Below are 19,907 nucleotides of genomic sequence, written 5' to 3'. Positions count from 1 at the left end.
AAAGGCGGGGATCAATCGGCCACCAGACGCTCTACCAGACTTTCAACTTCGTTTGCCGGCTCGCTACAAATAGCTGGCGAACGTCAAATTCCCTTCATGAGCGTCACTTCAGATTGTTCGTGTCCACGCCTTGAGTCCGTGCCGTCATTCTGGAGGGGCCATGCTCTCGATCTTTGCGCCGGATGGCACCGCGCTACGAAAGACCGGCCCGGTCGATGCCGCCGCGCTGCCTGACAATGCGGTGTGGATCGATCTTGAGAAGCCGACGCCGGGCGAGGATCGCGCCGTGGAGCGGCTCGCGGGGGTCGCGGTGCCGACCCGGGAGGACATGCAGGAGATCGAGATTTCCAGCCGCCTCTATGTCGAGAACGGCGCGCGCTACATGACGGCCAGCCTGATGTGCGGCAGCGAAACCGACCGCCCCAGCATCACCCCCGTCACGTTCATCCTCACCAATCATCGTCTTGTCACCGTGCGCTACGACGCGCCAAAGCCGTTCACGCTGGTGGAGAACAAGCTTGCCCGCGCTGCTGCGCAGGGTTTGACCGGCGAAGGGGTATTGCTCGAATTGCTCGATGCCATGATCGATCGTTGCGCCGACATTCTGGAGCGCGCCGGCGCCGATATCGATCAAGTCAGCCACGATATTTTCGAGCCGAACGAATCCGCGCGCGCCGGCCATGCCAAGCGCTATTCCGAAATCCTGATCGTAATCGGCCGCAAGGGCGATCTCACCTCGAAAGTCCGCGAGAGCCTGGTTTCGATAGGTCGTCTCGTCACCTTCGTCGCCACCGAATCCAATAGCGTCAAATGGTCCAAGGATATGCGCGCTCAGCTCAAAACGATGCAGCGCGACGTCGCCTCGCTTTCCGATCACGCCTCTTATCTATCGAACAAGATCACATTCGTGCTCGATGCAATGCTCGGAGTTGTCAATCTCGAGCAGAACAACATCATCAAACTGTTTTCGGTAATGGCTGTGGTGCTTATGCCGCCGACGCTGATCGCCTCGATCTACGGCATGAATTTCAAGATAATGCCGGAGCTGGGCTGGTCGCACGGCTATCCATTCGCGCTCACCATGATGGTGATCGCTGCGGTGCTGCCCTACATGATCTTTAAATGGAAAAAGTGGTTATAGAACCAACTCTCGCGCACTGTCCCTGCGATGGAGCCTGTCACAATTTTCCTCGTAAAATTTGAGTGTTCACCTGAACGCTTTCCAAGAAAAATTGCTGCCATAACCCGTGTGTGAAATCTCGGGAGTTACAATGGTTGAGAAAGTCGTAACGAGGGATCGCAATGTCCTCGATTTTCGCAGCTATCAACGGTTGCGCAGCTTCGGTGCGGACAATGCGGGCGTGAATTTTTCGTCGGCTGCCAGACGCACATGCCGGCATTGCGGTGCTGCGTTGCTCGACGGTGAGAACGACGACGATTGCTCGAGCGCGGATCTCGCTGCGCCGATGGCGCGAACGCCGTCACGAAGATCTTGCGCGGAGTGAATTCTTCATGCTGGACGAGCGATTTGGCGTCAGCTCGAACTTCATGGCGGGAGCGGTGGATTCCAAAGCCGCTATGCGGTTCCGGAATGATGATTCACGGGTGATGCTTTGTAAGCGTCTGCTCTATACGTGTTGGCCGCCGTTGATGTGGATCTCCGCGCCGTTGACGTATGAACTCGTCTCCGTGCACAGCACGTAGACGATTTTTGAGACTTCGTCCGGCGTGCCGAGGCGGCGCAGGGGGATCTGACGCTGGACGATCTTCTCGGTGCCGGGCGACAGGATCGAGGTGTCGATCTCGCCCGGTGCGATGGCGTTGACGCGTACGCCGATGCGGCCGAAATCCGCCGCCATCTCGCGGGTCAGCGAAGCCAGCGCCGCCTTCGAGGTCGCATAGGCCGCGCCGGCGAACGGATGCACACGCGAGCCGGCGATCGAGGTGACGTTCACGATCGAGCCTCTCGCGGCCTTGAGTTCTCCAATTAGCCCGCGCGCCAGCATGATCGGCGCCATGAAGTTGACGCGAAAGACCTTTTCCCAGGTCTCCATGTCGGTGTTCAGTGAGCCGAGCCGCGCGCCGCCTTCGCCCTTTGGCGAGATCGCGGCATTGTTGACCAGCGCGTGCAGCTTGCCGCCTTCGAGGCGCGAGCGGATTTCCTGGATCGCCGCCATTGTATTGTCGGGGTCGGACAGATCGACCTGAATGTGGTCCTCGGGGCCGGCGTCCCACGGGCATTGCTCCGGGAACGGATGTCGCGAACAGGTGATGACGCGCCAGCCGGCGCTGGAAAACCGGATTACGGTCGCGTGGCCGATGCCGCGACTTGCGCCGGTGAGCAGCAGTGTGCGGCGGGGCGCGTGGGGGTCGGCCACCGCCGCCATCTCGGTTCGCGGGTTTGCCTTGTCGGGGGTCATGGATACAGCCTTGTCTTGGTCCACGGCGCGTCGAGCGCGGGACGGCGGAATTCAATGCGGTCGTGCAGGCGGAAGGGACGATCGTGCCAGAATTCGAACTGCATGGGCGTGATCCGCCAGCCACTCCAGCCAGGCGGCCGCGGCACGGCGCCAATGGCATATCTTGTCGCTTCTTTTGCAATCGCCTGCTCGAACGCAAAACGGCTTTCGAGCGGCTGTGACTGCTTGCTGGCCCAGGCGCCGATCTGCGCCTGCTTCGGGCGGGTGGCGAAGTAGGCGTCGGCCTCTGCATCGGTAACGGGCGTTACAGGCCCGCGCACGCGGACCTGCCGGCGCAGCGATTTCCAGTGAAATAAAAGCGCCGCTTTCGGGTTTGCGGCGAGTTCTCGGCCCTTGGCGCTGGCGATGTGGCTGTAGAACACGAAGCCCGCGGCATCGAAACCCTTCATCAGCACCATGCGCACATCGGGCAGGCCGTCAGCATCCGTGGTCGCGAGCGCCATGGCGTCGGGGTCGTTCAATTCCGACGCAACGGCTTCCGCGAGCCATGTCGCGAAGAGGGCAAAAGGATCGTGGGCTTCCGTGAAATCACCGGACGTTAACTCGCTTGTGTGCTTGATGTCCGGGGTGTCGTTCATACGGGGGTCCACAGGTTGCGCCGGTCTGCCGTTGAGAGTCCATTGCGGTCCTTATACAGGGCAAACCTGTATAGGGCACGTCTGCACGTTGGCCTATCCGAGATCAGACCTTTCGCCGCCATTGCGGCGGCGATTATCATCGGCGCGGCGACCGGAGGCTGCAGTCTGGCACGGAATGAAGCGGCTTTCGCGCAGATGAGAGATGGCGATGCCACCGGCTCGATCGCCGCGCCGGCACGTCCAGGTCCGACGGATACCGATCTCGCTTTTGCGCGGACGGCCGCCTCCGACGTGCTGACCAAAGGGAACAAGGATACGAGCCAGCCGTGGGAAAACCCCTCGACCGGTGCGCGCGGCTCGGTGACGCCGCTGGCACAGGCCTATACTGCCGAGGGACGCACCTGCCGTGATTTTTTGGCGAGTTACGTTAACGGAAAGTCCGAAAGTTGGTTGCAGGGCGCCGCGTGCAGGGCCCGCGGCGGCCAGTGGGAAATCCACTCTCTCAAACCCTGGCGAAGCTAATAGAGTGGCAGCTACGAATAGCTGAACCATCTCGTTGCAAAAATGCCACGGATACCCCAAATGATGGACACGTGGGTCAGGGGGCCCATTGTCCAGATTCCTGAAGGAGACGTTACGGATGCGCGACCCCTATGAGGTCTTGGGGGTGCAGCGGGGCGCTAGCGCCGCGGCGATCAAAAGTGCCTTTCGCAGGCTTGCGAAAAAGCACCATCCCGATGCTAACAAGAACGATCCCAAGGCTGCCGAACGGTTCGCGGAGGTGAATTCCGCCAATGAAATCCTGGGCGACGAGGTCAGGCGCAAGCAGTTCGACCGCGGCGAGATCGACGCAGACGGCAAACCGCGTTTTCAGGGGTTCCCAGGCGGCGGCCACGCAGGCGCGCGGCCGGGGGGTGGTTTCGGGGGCTTTCGCGGCGGCGGTTCGGGCTCTGACGGCGGGTTCGAGGATATCCTCAACAGCATGTTCGGCGGCGCCGCGCGAGGACGCCGGCCGGGCGCGCAGGCGTTTGATTTCGAGGCCAGCACGTTCGGTACACCTGATCTCGATCTCAACGTCGCTATGACAGTATCGCTCGAGGAGTCGGTCAAGGGTGGCGAGAAACGCATCCGTCTGCCCAGCGGCAAGGAACTTAATGTCAAGATTCCGGCCGGCGTCACTTCGGACCAGCAAATCCGTCTGAGAGGACAGGGCGACACCGTGCCCGGGCACCGTCCCGGCGATCTCCTGATCACGGTGACGGTCGCCCCGCATCCGTTCTTCAAGGTCGACGGGGGCGATTTGCGCGCCGAACTGCCGATTACGCTCTATGAGGCGGTGCTGGGCAGCAAGGTGCGGGTGCCGACGCTCGGGGGCGCGGTTGAACTGTCGATCCCGAGAAATACTTCGGGTGGCCGCACCTTCCGCCTCAAGGGCAAGGGTATCCCGAAGGGCGGAACCTCCGGCGATCTATTCGTTACGACGCGAATCGTTCTGCCCGACGGCAATGACGCCGAGCTTGAGGCGCTCATGGAGAAGTGGCGTGACGCGCACTCCTACAATCCCCGCCGCGATCTTGGTTAGCGTGTGTGCGGCAGCGAATCTGATCACGCGATGGCTTGGCCGGGATCTCCGTCTGGCTGTCGCGCGATCATGATGCTGAACACCCTGTGAGAGAGCCTTTCCTTAACTGGGCCACCCTTAACTGGGCCACGTTGTTCACTTCGGTGAAGGGCGTTTTGTTTCGCGGCCCATTAAAGCATGATCCCGAAAAGTGGAAACCGGTTTTCGGATAAGATCATGCTCGAACCAAAAGATAAGCGGCGAGTCTGATTCAACGCAGTTGAAACAGACTCTAGCCGCGAAATCCCGACATTGGTTACTTTTCGGCGCTACTGCAGCTGTCGGCGGGCGCCCGCTCGCTTTTCCGAACGCTTGATCTCGTTTGAACCGATCGCGGCCTGCATCTCCTCATAAAGTTCAAGTTTCGCCATTTCCAGGAGGAGTTTCACAAGGCCGAGATCGAGTTGCCGGGACATTTCCCAGGCGTCATCGATCAATTGCTCAACCGCAACGTATCTTTCGAGACGTATTAACATTGTCGTGCCGCTCCAACGCGTATTGGTCATGAAAGATGGTTGCCGGTGATCGAATCCGCCGAGCATCCGGCGCCGAACCGGGCCTGAATCTGTCGGCTAGGCACGAAGTCGCTGATCGGCTTCAGGTTGGGCGACAATGGCCGGGGCGACGTTGCCTCGCATTTCCTGAAGTTTTTTCAGCGTGCGCCGGTCAAACGCCGCAGTAACGGCAATAATCGAGTCCTTCCCGATCTGCTGCGGCAATCCGAGGGGCGTCACCCGAAAATTCAATTGCACCAAGCGAAGAAGCCACAACGGGTTCATCTCGATGATGATCTTATTGACGCCGCTCGCCAGGCCCCATTCAACGATAGACGACAAAAGCTGGTTGCCGGCCGGGCTCAGAATGCGTCCGCGGTCGCGATGTTCCCGTGTCACGCAATAGCGCGTCCATTCCCAAATATGCGGTCCGACAGGGAAATCGCCTTCGCACAAATGCGGAAGCACTTCCGTGAGGAGGTGCGGACGCATCGACGGTAACATCCGTTGATATCCAAGGACGCGATCGTTTTCGATGTAGAGCATGTGGAGCGCGCGCCCGTCGTCAAACTGGTCGATCTCCCGGCCGTCAGGTTTGCGCAGATCTTCCCAACCCATTTCATCGACAAAGACATTGTGACGCAGCCGATAAGCCTGCTCCATCTCGTCCTGATAGGCACCAATATTCTCAGCCGTTACGATGTGAATCATTTGAACTTCTCCGCCCATATCTAACGTCGAGTTAGGGCGAAGAAGGGTCGATGAACAAGTACGCGAATCCGTACCTTGACCTATCGGATAAGGTTATGTCGGAGCGCCGTCGCGGCGGTCTGGGTGCGGTTCGTGGCGTTCAGCTTGGCGCGAAGCTGGCGTGCGATCTTGTCGACGAAATGTTCCGACACCTTGAGAATAACACCGATCTCCCAATCACTTTTTCCTTCCGCCATCCACTGCAGGATATCCATTTCTCGCGGAGTCAAATTCACGGGGGCCGGGTTATATTTTTGCGCGAGGGCTCGCGCGAAAGCGTGCATGGCGATCAGTTGCAGCTGTCGCCGCACCTTGGGGGGGACGTCGGCACGCTCACTGGCCAGGGAGAAACCGGCGGCTTGACCGTCGAGGGTAATCATCGGAACCGTGAATCCGCACCCGAGATTAAACTCGCGCGCCTCTCCCATGACGCGCGTCGGCGCCGGTGTGTTTCGATACGATGGTTCGAGCTCGGACCATAGAAAGGGTTCCGTGGAAGTGTTGACCCTTTGGATGGTAGGATCATCGAAAAGGTAACCTTGCGTGAAATAGCGCTCGCTCCACGCTTTCGGCCACCGATGCAGAACGACATTTGAAATTTGCTGCTCTGCACTCATCCCCGGGACGGGAATGATGCCTGCGAGCACATGCGAAAAGCCAAATGGCCGCGCGACGTCAATAACGACATCAGCTATCTGTGCCGGGGACGAGGCCTTATCGAGTCTCGTGATGCAAGTTAAGGTATCGTCCAGCGTCCGTCGCGACATTGCGGCCCCCGAACTGCCTATATAGGCGGCTGAGTACACTATCGAGCGACATTTGGATTCATTGCAACTGTTGTATGATGCGGCGTGTCGCTCCGGCCGCTACAGCTAGGGCTTGGCCGCCCGGCAATTTTCCTCAAGATTCCCTGGATCGTCCATCAGCTTCGCGGTCCGCTCGCCGAGATCGTGGTCAGAAACGCGGGCAAATGCTCTACCATGTTGCCCAGCCGTAACGGGCTTGGGAAGCGATGTTTGAGCCAGTCAACGAGGTTTGCAGTTCCACGATTCGGTCGGGACAATATTGGACCATTTTTGCAAAGTTTTCGAAATTTCCCAGCTTTTATTTTAGTACGGGAAGTTGCGAATGGGTAGTGATATCGCGGCGCGCCGATGACCTAAAAACGCGCGCTGCGGAAAATGGGGCCGCCTCGTGCGTGTCCTGGATGCGATATCGGCCGGCGAACAGGTCACCGCCTCTGTATTCCGCTGAACCAAATAGTGTATATGTCGCGCCACTATCGCCGTCATGTCCGGCCCCATGTCGGGCATCCATGGCCTCACAGCATTGCAGTGCGAAAACGTGGAATGACTTCGTTGATTTCCATCGGTCGTCCCGGCCGCCCTTGATATGCCGACCATTTATTATATCCGTCACGGCAAGACCGAATGGAACACCCTTGGCCGCTTCCAGGGCCTGCAGGACATTCCGCTCAATGATCTCGGCCGCGTCGAGGCGACGAAAGCGGGGGATATTTTGCGCGAACTGCTCGCGCGCGAGGGTCGTGACCCCTTCGAGTTGGGCTTCGTCACCAGCCCGCTCGTCCGCGCGCGCGGCACCATGGAACTGATGCGTGGCGTATTGGACCTGCCGCCTCATGATTATTCCGTCGACGACCGGCTGCGCGAGGTTGGTTATGGCCATTGGGAAGGCTTGACCCTGGCGGAGATGAAGGCCGCCAATCCCGATATTTTTGCCGCCCGTGAGGCTGATAAATGGAGCGTGGCGCCGCCGGGTGGCGAAAGCTACGCCTCAGCCACCTCGCGGTTGCGCGACTGGTATCATTCGCTGAGGTCAGCCACCGTTGCGGTTGCGCATAGCGGCACGGCGCGGGCGCTGATGGTCGTGCTGGGCCTGCAGACGGCGCGAGCGGCCGCCAGCCTGCGCATCGAGCAGGGCGCGGTGTATGTGCTCGGCGACGAGGGCTTGGCCAAGCATAGCTGACCTGGACAGTGCATCCGTTTTCCCTCGCCCCGAGCGGGAGAGAGCCTCCGACCAAAGCGGGGGCGGGCGAGGAGCTTAAGCGCCTCCCTCACACTCCATTCCCGCCCCGCCGCCACCTCTGACAAGCAGCGGCGGTTGGAGGCAGATGGGCGAGTGTTGCGATTTTCACAACATGCCGCTACGAGAAAGAGCGATTTCGCGCTTCGGATTATTGATGTCCCACAATACTTTCGGTCATCTGTTTCGCGTTACGACCTTCGGCGAGAGCCACGGGGTTGCGATCGGCTGCGTGGTCGACGGTTGCCCGCCGCTGCTGCCGCTGAAGGTCGAGGAGATCCAGCGTGATCTCGACCGCCGCCGTCCTGGCCAGTCGCGTTTCACGACGCAGCGGCAGGAGCCGGATGCGGTGAAGATACTGTCGGGTGTGATGGCGGATCCCGAGACCGGCGAGCAGGTGACGACGGGGACACCGATCGGACTTCTGATCGAGAACGCTGACCAGCGTTCGAAAGATTATTCCGACATCAAGGACAAGTTTCGCCCTGGCCATGCCGATTTCACCTATGAGGCGAAGTACGGCATCCGCGACTTTCGCGGCGGCGGGCGCTCCTCCGCGCGTGAGACCGCGATGCGGGTCGCGGCCGGCGCCATAGCGCGCAAGGTCGTCCCCAATATGACCGTGCGCGGCGCGCTGGTGCAGATGGGTCCGCACAAGATCGACCGCGAGAAATGGGATTGGGACGAGATTGCGAGAAATCCGTTCTTCTGTCCCGATAGGGACAAGGCTGCATTCTTCGAGAGCTATCTCGATGGCATCCGCAAGAGTGGTTCATCGATCGGCGCCGTGATCGAGGTGGTGGCCGAAGGGGTGCCGGCAGGACTAGGCGCGCCGATCTACGCCAAGCTCGACGGCGACCTCGCGAGCGCGCTGATGAGCATCAACGCTGTCAAGGGCGTCGAAATCGGCGCTGGCTTTGGTGCCGCCGCGCTGACCGGTGAAGAGAATGCCGACGAGATGCGCAGTCCTTCGTCCAACAATATGGGCAGCCACGGTCCGGTGTTCACCTCCAACCACGCCGGCGGCATTCTCGGCGGCATATCCACCGGCCAGCCCGTCGTGGCGCGGTTCGCGGTGAAGCCGACCTCGTCGATCCTGTCGCCGCGCAAGACCGTCGATCGCAACGGCGCGGAAACAGACATCTTCACCAAAGGCCGCCACGACCCTTGCGTCGGCATCCGCGCGGTGCCGGTGGGGGAGGCCATGGTCGCTTGCGTGCTGGCCGATCACTTCTTGCGTCATCGCGGTCAGGTCGGCACGCGCTGACGTCATCGCCGCCGCCAGAGTCTGTTTCAACTGCGTTGAATCAGACTCGTCGCTTTTTTGTTTGAGCATCATGATCTTTTCCGAAAACCGGTTTCCGCTTTTCGGGATCATGCTCTGGAGCCCTTCCGCTTCTGATTCCGTCAGAAACGGAAAGGTTCTACGACAATAGGCTTCCCGCTAATCCGCCTCGATTTTGGTGATGGTTCCGGTATTGGTTTTGGGACCGCCGCTGTCCCTGACGGAAAACTTCACCTTGTCGCCGGCATGTACCGATTCCGACAGCTTGTGGTCGATCTTGTACTGCGTGGTCGTGCCTTCGGCGTCGGCTTTATCTTTATTTTTTTCCTTATCCTTCTCCTTATCGTCTTTCTCCTTACCCTTGTCGTCCTGCTCCTCCCGGATTGCAATTGTGCCGTTGAGCCGGTTGACGACCGTCACCAGACCCTTCCGGGTCTCCGCCGATGGCGTTTGCTGGGTCGGAGGCGTTGCTTGAGCGGAGGCCGTTGCGATCGCGAACAGGGAGCCGGCCAGAATCATCTTTATCATCGAGGGTCTTTCGGTTGCTGAATAATCATGGGCAACGAGTGCGGTTTGCTCTTGATCGGGCGCTTCTGCCCGGTGTCGGATGGAAGCCGTGCCGGCATTTTATCCTCTCGCCGGGGCAAGCGTGAATCAAAACGAAGGCACAAACTTGACCTTGGATGGGCAATCCGCTTGCCTCTCCCCCGCTCACATGGCGCCGCGGCTCAACAAGTCCGCGCGTTCGAGAAGAAATCCATGGTAACTCACATTCTCGCCATCGATCAGGGCACCACATCGTCCCGAGCCATCGTGTTTCGCGCCGACATCTCCATCGCCGCGATCGCGCAGCGGGAATTCCCGCAGCAGTTTCCAGCGTCGGGCTGGGTCGAGCACGAGCCGGAAGACATCTGGAACTCGACCGTTGCGACCTGCCGGCAGGCGATGGAGAAGGCGGGCGTCACGCCCAAGGACATCGCCGCCATCGGCATCACCAACCAGCGGGAAACCACGGTGGTTTGGGACCGTACCAACGGAAAGGCCGTGCATCGCGCCATCGTATGGCAGGACCGGCGCACCGCGGATATCTGCGCGCGGCTGAAGGCCGGGGGCCATGAGCCCGCGATATCGGCGAAAACCGGTTTGATCATCGATCCCTATTTTTCCGGCACCAAGGTCGCCTGGATACTCGATTCCGTGCCCGGCGCGCGCGCGCGAGCGCTGCGTGGGGAGCTGCTGTTCGGCACTGTGGACAGCTACCTCTTGTGGCGGCTGACCGGCGGCAAGGTGCACGCGACCGATGCCACCAATGCGTCGCGCACGCTGCTGTTCAACATTCACACCGGGCAGTGGGACGACGAACTTTTGGATGTTCTCCAGGTACCGCGCGCGATGCTGCCGGAGGTGAAGGATTCGTCCGCGCATTTCGGCGACAGCGCCCCGGAGTTGTTCGGCGCGCCGATCCCGATCCGGGGCATCGCCGGTGACCAGCAGGCGGCGATGGTGGGGCAGGCGTGTTTTACCTCCGGAATGATCAAATCGACCTACGGCACCGGCTGCTTTGCGCTGCTCAACACCGGCGCGACGCCGGTTGTCTCAAACAACAAGCTGCTGACGACGATCGCCTATCAATTGAATGGCGAGCGCACTTACGCGCTGGAAGGATCGATCTTCGTCGCCGGCTCGGCGGTGCAGTGGCTGCGGGACGGCCTTGGTGTCATCAAGAACGCTTCGGAGACGGGGGCGCTGGCCGAGCAGTCCGATCCTGCCCAATCCGTGTATCTTGTGCCGGCCTTCGTCGGGATGGGGGCGCCGTACTGGAATCCGAACGTGCGCGGCGCGCTGTTCGGACTGACCCGTAACACCGGGGCGGCGGAACTTGCTCATGCGGCGCTGGAAAGCGTCTGCTACCAGACGTTTGATCTTTGGGACGCAATGCGCGCCGATTGGTCGGGCGCTGGTGCCGCACATACCGTTTTGCGCGTCGACGGCGGCATGACGGCCTCTAGCTGGACCATGCAGCGCCTCGCCGATCTGCTCGATGCGCCGGTCGATCGGCCCGTCATTCAGGAGACCACGGCGTTGGGTGCGGCCTACCTCGCGGGGTTGTCCGCGGGCGTTTATCCGGAGCCATCGCGATTCGCCGACAACTGGCAACTCGATCGCCGTTTCAAGCCAGCCATGAGCGTTGTGACACGGACCCGGAAGCTCAAGGGGTGGGCGGCGGCGGTGCGTGGCGTGCTGGCGAGCGGCGAGGCAGAGACAACTCCGTCGGCGTCCGCCGGGCCTGACGACATTCCTGACCAGGTCGGTTAACCCTGCGCGACCGTCACCCCCCTGCGCAGTTGCCGGATTTCCTCAAAACGGGCGGTGACGTCACGCAGCATCGACACCAGCCCGGTGATGCGGCCGCTCGCGTCCGTCAGCGGCACGATGGTGAACTCGAGCGAGATCCGCCTTCCGTCCTTGTGAAGCGCGGGAACGGCGAGCACGTCGCCGCCGCTGTAGCGGCTCTGCCCGGTCAGCATCACCTCGCGATATCCGGCCCAATGCCGGGCGCGCTGGTTTTCCGGAATGATCAGATCAAGCGACTGGCCGGCCGCCTCATCCGCGCTGTGGCCGAAAATCCTGACCGCGCCCGGATTCCAGAACGTGATCGTGCCGTTGCGGTCGGTGGCGATGATCGCATCCGCGGGTGACTCGAGCAGTGCGGCGGCGATCGCGGATGCGTCCACGATCAGCTTGCCCGCGCCGTGGTTTTGCGGAGCTGCATATGGACCGCGCATTGGCAGCCCGGCGGATGATCGGCGGCCTCGGCGGAAACGTCGTTGGCGGGCGCGGGCACCGGCGTCGCGGCGGGCTGTCCGGACTGGCCGGAAAGATCCTGACCCGGAATATAGTTGAGGATCGACGCCAGCCAGCGCTCGATCTCGGCGACCTCCATCCCCTTGCGCGCGGCATAGTCCTCGACCTGATCGCGTTCGATCTTGCCGACGCCGAAATACTGGCTTTCGGGATGGCTGTAGTAGAGACCGGAGACCGAGGAGCCGGGCCACATCGCGAAGCTCTCGGTCAGTTCGACTCCGGTCGCGCGCGTCGCATCCAGCAGGCGAAACAGCGTGGCCTTCTCGGTATGGTCGGGCTGTGCGGGATAGCCGGGCGCGGGACGGATGCCGACATATTCTTCCCGGATGAGCTGATCGTTGGTCAGCGCCTCATCCGGCGCGTAGCCCCAGAATTCCGTGCGCACGCGCTGATGCATCCGTTCGGCGAAGGCTTCCGCGAGGCGGTCGGCCAGGGCCTTCACCAGGATGGACGAGTAGTCGTCATTGGCGTTCTTGAAGCGTGCCGCGATTTCGTCCTCGCCGAGTCCGGCGGTGACGGCGAAGCCGCCGATATAGTCGGCGATGCCGGTCTCCTTCGGCGCGATGAAGTCCGCCAGTGCGGCGTTGTGACGGCCCTCGCGTTTTTCCAGTTGCTGGCGCAGGGTGTGATAGGTCGCGATTTGCGTGGTGCGGCTCTCGTCGCCGTAGACGGCGATATCGTCGCCGATGCGGTTGGCGGGCCAGAAGCCGATCACGCCGGAGGCCGTGAACCATTTCTCCGTGACGATCCGATCCAGCATCTTGCGCGCGTCGTCATAGAGGGCGCGCGCGGTTTCGCCCACCACCTTGTCGTCGAGGATCGCCGGAAAGCGCCCCGCCAGCTCCCACACCTGGAAGAACGGGGTCCAGTCGATCACCTCCACCAGTTCCTCCAGCGGATAGTCCGTGAAGGCTTTGGTTCCGAGGAATGTAGGCTTGACCGGACGGTAGCTGCTCCAGTCGATCGGCACGGCATTGGCGCGCGCCGTCGCGAGCGGCAGCCGTTTCTTGTCCTGCTGGGCGCGGAAATGCGCCGCGGAAATCTTGGCGTATTCGGCGCGCACGCCGGCCGCGTAAGCCTCGCGCCGCTCCGGCGACATCAGCGAGGCGACGACGCCGACGGCGCGGCTGGCGTCGTTGACATGGATCACCGGACCGTTGCGATAGTTGGGATCGATCTTCACGGCGGTATGGACGCGGCTGGTGGTCGCGCCGCCGATCAGGAGCGGCAGGTTGAGGCCCTGACGCTCAAGCTCCGCCGCGAAATAGCCCATCTCGTCCAGCGACGGCGTGATCAGGCCGGAGAGACCGACGATATCGGCCTTCTCGGCCTTCGCCGTCTCGATGATCTTGGCGGCCGGCACCATCACGCCGAGATCGATCACCTCGTAGTTGTTGCACTGGAGCACGATGCCGACGATGTTCTTGCCGATATCGTGGACGTCGCCCTTGACGGTGGCGAGCAGGATCTTGCCGGCGGAGGTGCTGCCCGCGCCCTCGATGCCGGCGGCCTGATTGCGCGCCTTTTCCTCTTCCATGAACGGCATCAGATAGGCGACCGCCTGCTTCATCACCCGCGCCGACTTCACCACCTGCGGCAGGAACATCTTGCCGTCGCCGAACAGGTCGCCGACCACGTTCATGCCGGCCATCAGCGGCCCTTCGATCACCGACAGCGGACGATCGGCGCTTTGCCGCGCTTCCTCGGTGTCCTGCTCGATATATTCGGTGATGCCGTTGACCAGCGCGTGGCTTAAGCGTTTCTCCACCGGCCATTCGCGCCAGGACAGATCGGCTTCCTTGGCCTGCCTGCCTTGCCCGCGGAATTTTTCCGCGAGATTGAGCAGCCGTTCGCCTGCGTCGGGATCGCGGTTGAGGACCACATCCTCGCAAACCTGCCGAAGCTCCGGATCGATGTCGTCATAGATGACCATCTGCCCGGCATTGACGATGCCCATGTCCATGCCGGCCTTGATGGCGTGATAGAGGAACACCGAGTGCATCGCCTCGCGCACCGGCTCGTTGCCGCGGAACGAGAACGACAGGTTGGAGACGCCGCCCGAGATATGCGCGTGAGGAAGATTCTGGCGGATCCAGCGCGTCGCCTCGATGAAGTCGACGCCGTAGTTGTTGTGCTCTTCCAGGCCCGTCGCGATGGCGAAGACGTTGGGATCGAAGATGATGTCTTCCGGAGGAAAGCCGACCTGTTCGACGAGGATGTCGTAGGCGCGCTTGCAGATTTCCATCTTGCGCTGGCAGGTATCGGCCTGACCGGTCTCGTCGAACGCCATCACCACGACCGCCGCGCCGTGGCGGCGGGCGATCCGCGCCTCGTGCAGGAATTTCTCCTCGCCTTCCTTGAGCGAGATCGAGTTCACCACCGGCTTGCCCTGCAGGCATTTCAGCCCGGCTTCGATCACCGAGAATTTCGAGGAATCGACCATCACCGGCACGCGGGCGATATCCGGCTCCGCCGCGATCAGGTTGAGGAAGGTGACCATCGCCGCTTCCGAATCCAGCAGACCCTCGTCCATGTTGACGTCGATGATCTGGGCGCCGTTCTCGACCTGGTTGCGCGCCACGTCGAGGGCGGCGGCATAATCGCCAGCCTTGATCAGGTTGCGGAATCTGGCCGAGCCGGTGACGTTGGTGCGCTCGCCGACATTGACGAAGGGAATGTCGGAGGTCAGCGAGAACGGCTCCAGTCCCGACAGCCGCAGCCGCGGCGCGATCACCGGCACGACGCGCGGCTTGTGCGGCGCGACCGCGGCGGCGATGGCCGCGATATGATCCGGCGTGGTGCCGCAGCAGCCGCCGACGACGTTGACGAGGCCGGTTTGCGCGAACTCGCCGATCAGCCGCGCCATGTAATCGGGGCTTTCGTCGTACTGGCCGAACTCGTTGGGAAGGCCCGCATTCGGATAGGCGCACACCAAGGTATCGGCGACGCGGCCGATCTCGGCGACGTGCGCGCGCAGGTCTTCCGCGCCGAGCGCGCAGTTGAAGCCGATGGTGATCGGCCCCGCGTGCCGCACCGAGTGCCAGAACGCTTCGGGCAACTGGCCCGAGAGCAGGCGGCCGGACTTGTCGGTGATGGTTCCCGAGATCATCACCGGAATATCGATGCCGCGCTGCTCGCCGATTTCGGCGATGGCATAGAGCGCCGCCTTGGCGTTCAGCGTGTCGAAGATGGTTTCGACCAGCAACAGATCGGCGCCACCGTCGAGCAGTCCGTTGATCTGCTCGCCATAGGCCTTGCGCAGGTCGTCGAAGGTGACCGCCCGATAGCCGGGATTTGCGACGTCCGGCGAGATCGACGCGGTGCGGTTGGTCGGGCCGATAGCGCCGACAACGAAGCGCGGCTTGCCGTCCTCGGCGCTGACTTTCTCCGCGGCCGAGCGCGCGAGCCTCGCGCCCTCGCGGTTGAGGTCGTAGACCAGATCCGCCATGTCATAGTCGGCCTGCGCGATCGAGGTCGATGAAAACGTGTTGGTGGCGACAAGGTCGGCGCCGGCGCGCAGATACTGCGTGTGAATGTCCTCGATCGCTTGCGGCTGGGTGAGGATGAGCAGGTCGTTGTTGCCGCGCACGTCGCGGTGAAAATCCTTGAATCGCTCGCCGCGAAACGCGGCTTCATCGAACCCTCGATCCTGGATCATGGTGCCCATGGCGCCGTCGAGCACCAGAATGCGCTCGCGTGCGAGGGCGCGAAACTTGTCGGCGATGGGATTCGAGCTGTTTGTCACGCGTGTCATCCTGCGATCGTCACGCCCGCGCTTGTCGCGGGCATCTGTGTCTTTGGGAGGAGGATTAAGATCACGCCGCCTTCCGGGCGGCATCGGGCCGGATGCCGAGCAGATGGCAAATCGCAAACACCAGGTCGGCGCGGTTCATGGTGTAGAAATGGAACGTATCGACACCGCGCTTGGCGAGCTTCTGGACCTGACCGGCCGCGACCGTGGCCGCGATCAGCTTGCGCGTTTCCGGATCCTCATCGAGGCCGTCGAATTTCTCGGCGAGCCAGGCTGGAACCGTGGTGCCCGCCCTGGTCACGAAGGTTCTTGCCTGCTTGAAGTTGTGCATCGGCATGATGCCCGGCACGATCGGAATCTCGATGCCGCGCGCGCGGACGCGATCGAGATAGCGAAGGTAGAGGTCGTTGTCGAAAAAGACCTGGGTGATGGCGCGAGTCGCGCCGGCATCGACCTTGGCCTTGAGGATATCGATGTCGGTATCGATATCGGGACTCTCGGGGTGCTTCTCGGGATAGGCCGAGACGGAAATCTCGATGTCGCCATGCCGCCGCTTGATGCCGGCGACGAGGTCGGTCGAACTGCGATAGCCTTCGGGGTGGGTGCTATAGGCCGTGCCGATGCCGCCCGGTGGGTCCCCGCGCAGCGCGACGATATGACGGACGCCGATATCGCGATAGCGGCTGACAATCTCATCGATCTCTCCGCGCGGCGCGCCGACACAGGTAAGATGCGCCGCGGGACGAAGCCGGGTCTCCGACAGGATGCGCGCGATGGTGGAATGGGTGCGCTCGCGGGTCGAGCCGCCGGCGCCGTAAGTCACGGAGACAAAGCTCGGATCAAGAGGCGCGAGGCGGGTAATGGTGCTCCACAGGCTGCGCTCCATCTCCTCGGTCTTGGGCGGAAAGAATTCGAACGAGATCGTGGGTCTTTTCCGCGCGCCAGGGTCGTTATGAGCCGGAGCGAAAGCGTCAGTCATGGCTCGTGAAACTCCACTGCTTCTGTCTCGCCGTGCCCGCGTTACGGTGTCCTGCCGGACAAACGCCGGAAGCGGCCCGCTATTCGCGGCACGGCATTCCCACCAAAGTAGCCCATTATTGGTCACGCCTGGGTTGGGAAGTAGCCCATCATCTCTAAAAATATAGGGGAGTAATGCTCATGCGCGCCATAAAGTGGGTTGCCATAAAGCGGATCATGCATTGAATTCATTCATTAAATAAGATTCTCGGGCGTTGGGATGGTGCATATTCAGTGAGTATTGTAGAATGCTGCCCAATTCAAAAAGTGGCGAAGCGCCCAAAACCTGGTTAATCCGCCTGTTCGCGAAAGGTCGCGCGGAACGGATGGGCCGGATAAACGCCCATAATGCGAAGCTCCTTGGAAAAGAACTTCAGCTCCTCCAGCGCAAATGCGAGGCCGCGATCGTTCGGATGGCCCTCGACATCCGCATAGAACTGTGTGGCGAAGAAATTGCCATCGACCATATAACTTTCGAGCTTGGTCATGTTGACGCTGTTGGTGGCAAAGCCTCCCATCGCTTTATAGAGCGCGGCCGGCAGATTGCGCACCCGGAAGACGAAACTGGTGACCAGCGGCCCGGATCCTTGCTGCGCCCAGTTGGCCTCTCGCGCGAGCACCACGAAACGCGTGGTGTTATGGTCTTCGTCCTCGACGTTCTCGGCAAGAATGTCGAGATGATGGATTTGCGAGGCCAGACGCGAAGCGATCGCCGCGCAGCTGGGGTCGCCGCGTTCGGCGACAAGACGGGCGGCTCCGGCGGTGTCGCCTGAGACGATCGGCCGGATACCAAGCTTGCGGATGATCCGCCGGCATTGTCCGAGCGCGTGAACGTGACTTTCGACGGTCTTGATGCCCGCGAGCGTCGCTCCGCGCGGCGCCACCAGTTGATGGCGGACCGGCAGAAAGTATTCGCCGACGATGAACAGCCCGGATTGCGGCAGCAGGTGATGAATGTCGGCGACGCGGCCGGCTACCGAATTCTCGATCGGGATCATGCCGAGGTCGGCTTCGCCGGACGCGATTGCGGCGAGCGCGTCCTCGAAGGTCGCGCAAGGCAACGGTTCGGCATCGGGATAGGCTTCGGCGATGGCGATATGGGAGTTCGCGCCGGGCTCGCCCTGGAATACGATTTTCATGATCTTGGTCATCAGGTGTTCTACCAGCGCCCCGGATGTTCGCCAGGGGCCGAATCGGCGATGAGCTGGCGGGCGGTTTCGAGGTCGGCCGCGGTATCGACGCCCCGCGGCACGTCGTCCACGATCATGATGTCGATCCGCATTCCGCCTTCCAGCGCCCGCAGCTGTTCGAGCCGTTCCTGCTGCTCGAGAGGCGAGGGCGGCAGTGCGACGAAGCGCTGCAAGGCCTCGCGGCGATAAGCGTAAAGACCGACATGATGGTAGCGCGGGCCCTCGCCATAGGGGGCGGTGGCGCGCGTGAAATAAAGCGCGCGCAGCCGCTGCGCGCCGACCGGAGACCCTATGGCCTTGACCACATTCGGGTTGGTGGCTTCTTCCTCGGTATGGATTTCGGCGGCCAGCGTTGCGATATCGACCGCTGGATCGGCCAGCGGCTTCAACACGTCGCGGATGGTGCTGGGACCTATCGTAGGGAAGTCGCCCTGAAGGTTGACGATTGTATCGATGCCGCCTTCGGGATCGAGTTTGCCCAGCGCCTCGAAAACGCGGTCGGACCCGGACGGATGATCGGCGCGCGTCATGACGGCCTCGCCGCCGTGGGCCGTCACGGCGGCCGCGATGTCGCGAGTGTCGGTGGCGACGGCGACGCGTCCGATGCCTGCGGCTTCGGCTCGCCGCATGACATGGACGACCATCGGCAGGCCGCCGATATCCAGCAACGGTTTGCCTGGAAGTCGGCTCGCGGCCATGCGGGCGGGTATCAGCACGAGGGTGCGGGTTTCGGTCATCGGTCGGGGAAAGAATTGACGCAGTTCTTAAAATCTGCGGCATTTATACGGGTTGTCAGAACGCCGGCAAACCGTTATCTCGATTTGCCGCCTCCGCGAGGCCGGTCCGTGGTCGTTGAGCCGGCCGTGCGGTCGACTTTCGAGCGTGGAGCCTTGCCGTAGATGGACTCCCTCGATGATCAATAAATTTCTTGGCGCGGTTCTCGGCACCTGCCTCGTGCTGCTGGTCATGAATTTAGTTGCCCGGGCGATCTTCGCGCCGCATGTGCCTGCGAAGCCTGGCTATAAAATCGAGGTCAAGGAAAAGGCGGACGCGGTTCATAAGGACGCTGCTCACAAGGATGACAAGCCGGCGGCGTCGAGTAAGGAAGCCGACGTCGCGGCGGCGATATCGCTGGTGAAGAGGCTGCAAGCCGCTTCGGCCGAGAACGGCGCCGTCGTCGCCAAGAAGTGTGCCGCCTGCCATACCCTTGAGAAGGGCGGCCCGAACCGCGTCGGTCCCAACCTCTATGGCATTGTCGGCGAGCCTCGCGGCAAGGGTCGTGACTTTAATTTCTCGGCTGCCATGAAGGCCAAGGGCGGCACCTGGACGCTCGATGAACTGGACAAGTTCCTGACCAATCCGAAGGAATATATCCCCGGCACGGCGATGTCGTTTGCCGGCGTTCCGAAGGACAGCGACCGTGCCGACCTCATTGCCTATCTGCGCAAGAATTCCGACCAACCCTAGATTGTTATCCTGACGCGTTTTCTCACGCGAGCGGGTCATCCATTTTCGGGTCAAGCCGAGGACATGCTTCGCTCGCTATAGTTGCCGCCGGATGCCACAAGTCACTTGGTTTACTGTTGCCAAACATTGGTGAGAGTTTTCAAAGTCGCTCATCTCGCCGTTGCCCACACTCAATCGGCGGGTTCGCCGCACAAGTTCGAGAGGTGGGGTGGCATCATCCCCGAAAACCGACATAATCGGCCGAAACAGTGCTTCAAGTTGGGTCCAGAGCGCGAACAGCGATCTTGGGTCGACTGCGCTCGAGGATTGAGAATGCGCGTGATCATCGCCAGCCGATCGCACTTTGGCGCATCATGCGCTCGCTCG

The 19,907-nt window shown here is 61.7% G+C and carries 18 protein-coding genes; 7 read left to right on the top strand and 11 right to left on the bottom strand.

Annotated elements, in window-relative coordinates; genetic code table 11:
* Positions 1-160 precede the first annotated feature (160 nt).
* Positions 161-1,141, top strand: coding sequence for a magnesium transporter CorA family protein (locus tag NB311A_RS09785; RefSeq protein WP_009798374.1), 981 nt, complete (start codon positions 161-163; stop codon positions 1,139-1,141).
* A gap of 487 nt (positions 1,142-1,628) precedes the next feature.
* Here the strand turns inward: NB311A_RS09785 and NB311A_RS09775 are convergent, their stop codons facing one another.
* Entirely contained in the window at positions 1,629-2,420 is a 792-nt protein-coding gene (locus tag NB311A_RS09775) for an SDR family NAD(P)-dependent oxidoreductase (RefSeq protein WP_009798372.1), read from the bottom strand.
* Positions 2,417-3,058 carry a pyridoxamine 5'-phosphate oxidase gene (gene pdxH / locus NB311A_RS09770; RefSeq protein WP_009798371.1) on the bottom strand — a complete coding sequence of 214 codons (642 nt, stop codon included), beginning with the start codon at positions 3,056-3,058 and terminating at the stop codon, positions 2,417-2,419. Before pdxH ends, NB311A_RS09775 begins: the two co-directional genes overlap by 4 nt.
* 42 nt (positions 3,059-3,100) lie before the next feature.
* On the opposite strand from pdxH, the gene NB311A_RS09765 reads away from it, so the two are divergent.
* Both NB311A_RS09765 and NB311A_RS09760 read left to right on the top strand, forming a co-directional pair.
* A complete protein-coding gene (locus NB311A_RS09765; RefSeq protein ID WP_009798370.1) occupies positions 3,101-3,580 on the top strand; it encodes an RT0821/Lpp0805 family surface protein in 480 nt (159 codons plus the stop codon).
* A gap of 118 nt (positions 3,581-3,698) precedes the next feature.
* The gene (locus tag NB311A_RS09760; protein ID WP_009798369.1) at positions 3,699-4,640 is read left to right on the top strand and encodes a DnaJ C-terminal domain-containing protein; all 942 of its coding nucleotides are present in this window, start codon (positions 3,699-3,701) and stop codon (positions 4,638-4,640) included.
* 308 nt (positions 4,641-4,948) lie between these two features.
* Here NB311A_RS09760 and NB311A_RS09755 read toward each other — a convergent pair whose 3' ends face one another.
* The 3 genes from NB311A_RS09755 to NB311A_RS09745 form a co-directional block, all read right to left on the bottom strand.
* Positions 4,949-5,185, bottom strand: a complete 237-nt coding sequence (locus tag NB311A_RS09755) for a hypothetical protein (protein WP_245256976.1) — start codon at positions 5,183-5,185, stop codon at positions 4,949-4,951.
* 66 nt (positions 5,186-5,251) lie between these two features.
* Complete coding sequence (locus NB311A_RS09750) at positions 5,252-5,884, bottom strand: acyl-homoserine-lactone synthase (protein ID WP_040674821.1); 633 nt, start codon at positions 5,882-5,884, stop codon at positions 5,252-5,254.
* A gap of 80 nt (positions 5,885-5,964) precedes the next feature.
* Positions 5,965-6,690, bottom strand: coding sequence for a LuxR family transcriptional regulator (locus NB311A_RS09745; RefSeq protein WP_040674696.1), 726 nt, complete (start codon positions 6,688-6,690; stop codon positions 5,965-5,967).
* 625 nt (positions 6,691-7,315) lie between these two features.
* Between NB311A_RS09745 and NB311A_RS09740 the strand changes: the two genes are divergently transcribed.
* On the top strand, positions 7,316-7,909 hold the full coding sequence (locus NB311A_RS09740; RefSeq protein WP_009798365.1) for a histidine phosphatase family protein: 594 nt from the start codon (positions 7,316-7,318) through the stop codon (positions 7,907-7,909).
* Between the two features lie 214 nt (positions 7,910-8,123).
* On the top strand, positions 8,124-9,233 hold the full coding sequence (aroC, locus tag NB311A_RS09735) for a chorismate synthase (RefSeq protein WP_009798364.1): 1,110 nt from the start codon (positions 8,124-8,126) through the stop codon (positions 9,231-9,233).
* A 177-nt stretch (positions 9,234-9,410) separates the two neighbouring features.
* On the opposite strand, the gene NB311A_RS09730 is transcribed toward aroC, so the two are convergent.
* Positions 9,411-9,779, bottom strand: a complete 369-nt coding sequence (locus NB311A_RS09730; RefSeq protein WP_009798363.1) for a hypothetical protein — start codon at positions 9,777-9,779, stop codon at positions 9,411-9,413.
* 231 nt (positions 9,780-10,010) lie between these two features.
* Here NB311A_RS09730 and glpK point away from each other — a divergent pair, with 231 nt between their 5' ends.
* Positions 10,011-11,567: a glycerol kinase GlpK gene (glpK, locus tag NB311A_RS09725; protein ID WP_050752099.1), complete on the top strand. Its 1,557-nt coding sequence runs from the start codon at positions 10,011-10,013 to the stop codon at positions 11,565-11,567.
* Here glpK and NB311A_RS09720 read toward each other — a convergent pair.
* The 5 genes from NB311A_RS09720 to NB311A_RS09700 all read right to left on the bottom strand — a co-directional run bounded on the left by NB311A_RS09720 (position 11,564) and on the right by NB311A_RS09700 (position 18,811).
* The gene (locus NB311A_RS09720; protein WP_009798361.1) at positions 11,564-12,037 is read right to left on the bottom strand and encodes a PAS domain S-box protein; all 474 of its coding nucleotides are present in this window, start codon (positions 12,035-12,037) and stop codon (positions 11,564-11,566) included. The genes glpK and NB311A_RS09720 overlap by 4 nt on opposite strands.
* Positions 11,989-15,870: a methionine synthase gene (gene metH / locus NB311A_RS09715; RefSeq protein WP_040674812.1), complete on the bottom strand. Its 3,882-nt coding sequence runs from the start codon at positions 15,868-15,870 to the stop codon at positions 11,989-11,991. Before metH ends, NB311A_RS09720 begins: the two co-directional genes overlap by 49 nt.
* A 61-nt stretch (positions 15,871-15,931) precedes the next feature.
* Positions 15,932-16,846, bottom strand: a complete 915-nt coding sequence (gene metF, locus NB311A_RS09710; protein ID WP_009798359.1) for a methylenetetrahydrofolate reductase [NAD(P)H] — start codon at positions 16,844-16,846, stop codon at positions 15,932-15,934.
* A 328-nt stretch (positions 16,847-17,174) separates the two neighbouring features.
* Positions 17,175-18,035, bottom strand: a complete 861-nt coding sequence (locus NB311A_RS09705; RefSeq protein WP_009798358.1) for a prephenate dehydratase — start codon at positions 18,033-18,035, stop codon at positions 17,175-17,177.
* Between the two features lie 8 nt (positions 18,036-18,043).
* Positions 18,044-18,811 carry a 3-deoxy-manno-octulosonate cytidylyltransferase gene (locus NB311A_RS09700; protein ID WP_009798357.1) on the bottom strand — a complete coding sequence of 256 codons (768 nt, stop codon included), beginning with the start codon at positions 18,809-18,811 and terminating at the stop codon, positions 18,044-18,046.
* A gap of 175 nt (positions 18,812-18,986) precedes the next feature.
* On the opposite strand from NB311A_RS09700, the gene NB311A_RS09695 reads away from it, so the two are divergent.
* Entirely contained in the window at positions 18,987-19,541 is a 555-nt protein-coding gene (locus NB311A_RS09695; RefSeq protein WP_009798356.1) for a cytochrome c family protein, read from the top strand.
* The last annotated feature ends 366 nt before the right edge of the window (positions 19,542-19,907 follow it).

It is taken from the genome of Nitrobacter sp. Nb-311A, assembly GCF_000152905.1.
Taxonomy (GTDB): domain Bacteria; phylum Pseudomonadota; class Alphaproteobacteria; order Rhizobiales; family Xanthobacteraceae; genus Nitrobacter.
The sequence above is the reverse complement of the archived record's forward strand: the minus strand, read 5'-3'. Positions and strand labels throughout refer to the sequence as shown.

What these genes read in the sequence shown, in the direction of transcription:
- NB311A_RS09785 (WP_009798374.1), top strand. Translation starts at nt 161, where the DNA reads ATGCTCTCGATCTTTGCGCCGGATGGCACCGCGCTACGAAAGACCGGC.
- NB311A_RS09775 (WP_009798372.1), bottom strand. Translation starts at nt 2,420, where the DNA reads ATGACCCCCGACAAGGCAAACCCGCGAACCGAGATGGCGGCGGTGGCC.
- pdxH (WP_009798371.1), bottom strand. Translation starts at nt 3,058, where the DNA reads ATGAACGACACCCCGGACATCAAGCACACAAGCGAGTTAACGTCCGGT.
- NB311A_RS09760 (WP_009798369.1), top strand. Translation starts at nt 3,699, where the DNA reads ATGCGCGACCCCTATGAGGTCTTGGGGGTGCAGCGGGGCGCTAGCGCC.
- NB311A_RS09755 (WP_245256976.1), bottom strand. Translation starts at nt 5,185, where the DNA reads ATGACCAATACGCGTTGGAGCGGCACGACAATGTTAATACGTCTCGAA.
- NB311A_RS09750 (WP_040674821.1), bottom strand. Translation starts at nt 5,884, where the DNA reads ATGATTCACATCGTAACGGCTGAGAATATTGGTGCCTATCAGGACGAG.
- NB311A_RS09745 (WP_040674696.1), bottom strand. Translation starts at nt 6,690, where the DNA reads ATGTCGCGACGGACGCTGGACGATACCTTAACTTGCATCACGAGACTC.
- NB311A_RS09740 (WP_009798365.1), top strand. Translation starts at nt 7,316, where the DNA reads ATGCCGACCATTTATTATATCCGTCACGGCAAGACCGAATGGAACACC.
- aroC (WP_009798364.1), top strand. Translation starts at nt 8,124, where the DNA reads ATGTCCCACAATACTTTCGGTCATCTGTTTCGCGTTACGACCTTCGGC.
- NB311A_RS09730 (WP_009798363.1), bottom strand. Translation starts at nt 9,779, where the DNA reads ATGATAAAGATGATTCTGGCCGGCTCCCTGTTCGCGATCGCAACGGCC.
- glpK (WP_050752099.1), top strand. Translation starts at nt 10,011, where the DNA reads ATGGTAACTCACATTCTCGCCATCGATCAGGGCACCACATCGTCCCGA.
- NB311A_RS09720 (WP_009798361.1), bottom strand. Translation starts at nt 12,037, where the DNA reads ATGCGCGGTCCATATGCAGCTCCGCAAAACCACGGCGCGGGCAAGCTG.
- metH (WP_040674812.1), bottom strand. Translation starts at nt 15,870, where the DNA reads ATGACACGCGTGACAAACAGCTCGAATCCCATCGCCGACAAGTTTCGC.
- metF (WP_009798359.1), bottom strand. Translation starts at nt 16,846, where the DNA reads ATGACTGACGCTTTCGCTCCGGCTCATAACGACCCTGGCGCGCGGAAA.
- NB311A_RS09705 (WP_009798358.1), bottom strand. Translation starts at nt 18,035, where the DNA reads ATGACCAAGATCATGAAAATCGTATTCCAGGGCGAGCCCGGCGCGAAC.
- NB311A_RS09700 (WP_009798357.1), bottom strand. Translation starts at nt 18,811, where the DNA reads ATGACCGAAACCCGCACCCTCGTGCTGATACCCGCCCGCATGGCCGCG.
- NB311A_RS09695 (WP_009798356.1), top strand. Translation starts at nt 18,987, where the DNA reads ATGATCAATAAATTTCTTGGCGCGGTTCTCGGCACCTGCCTCGTGCTG.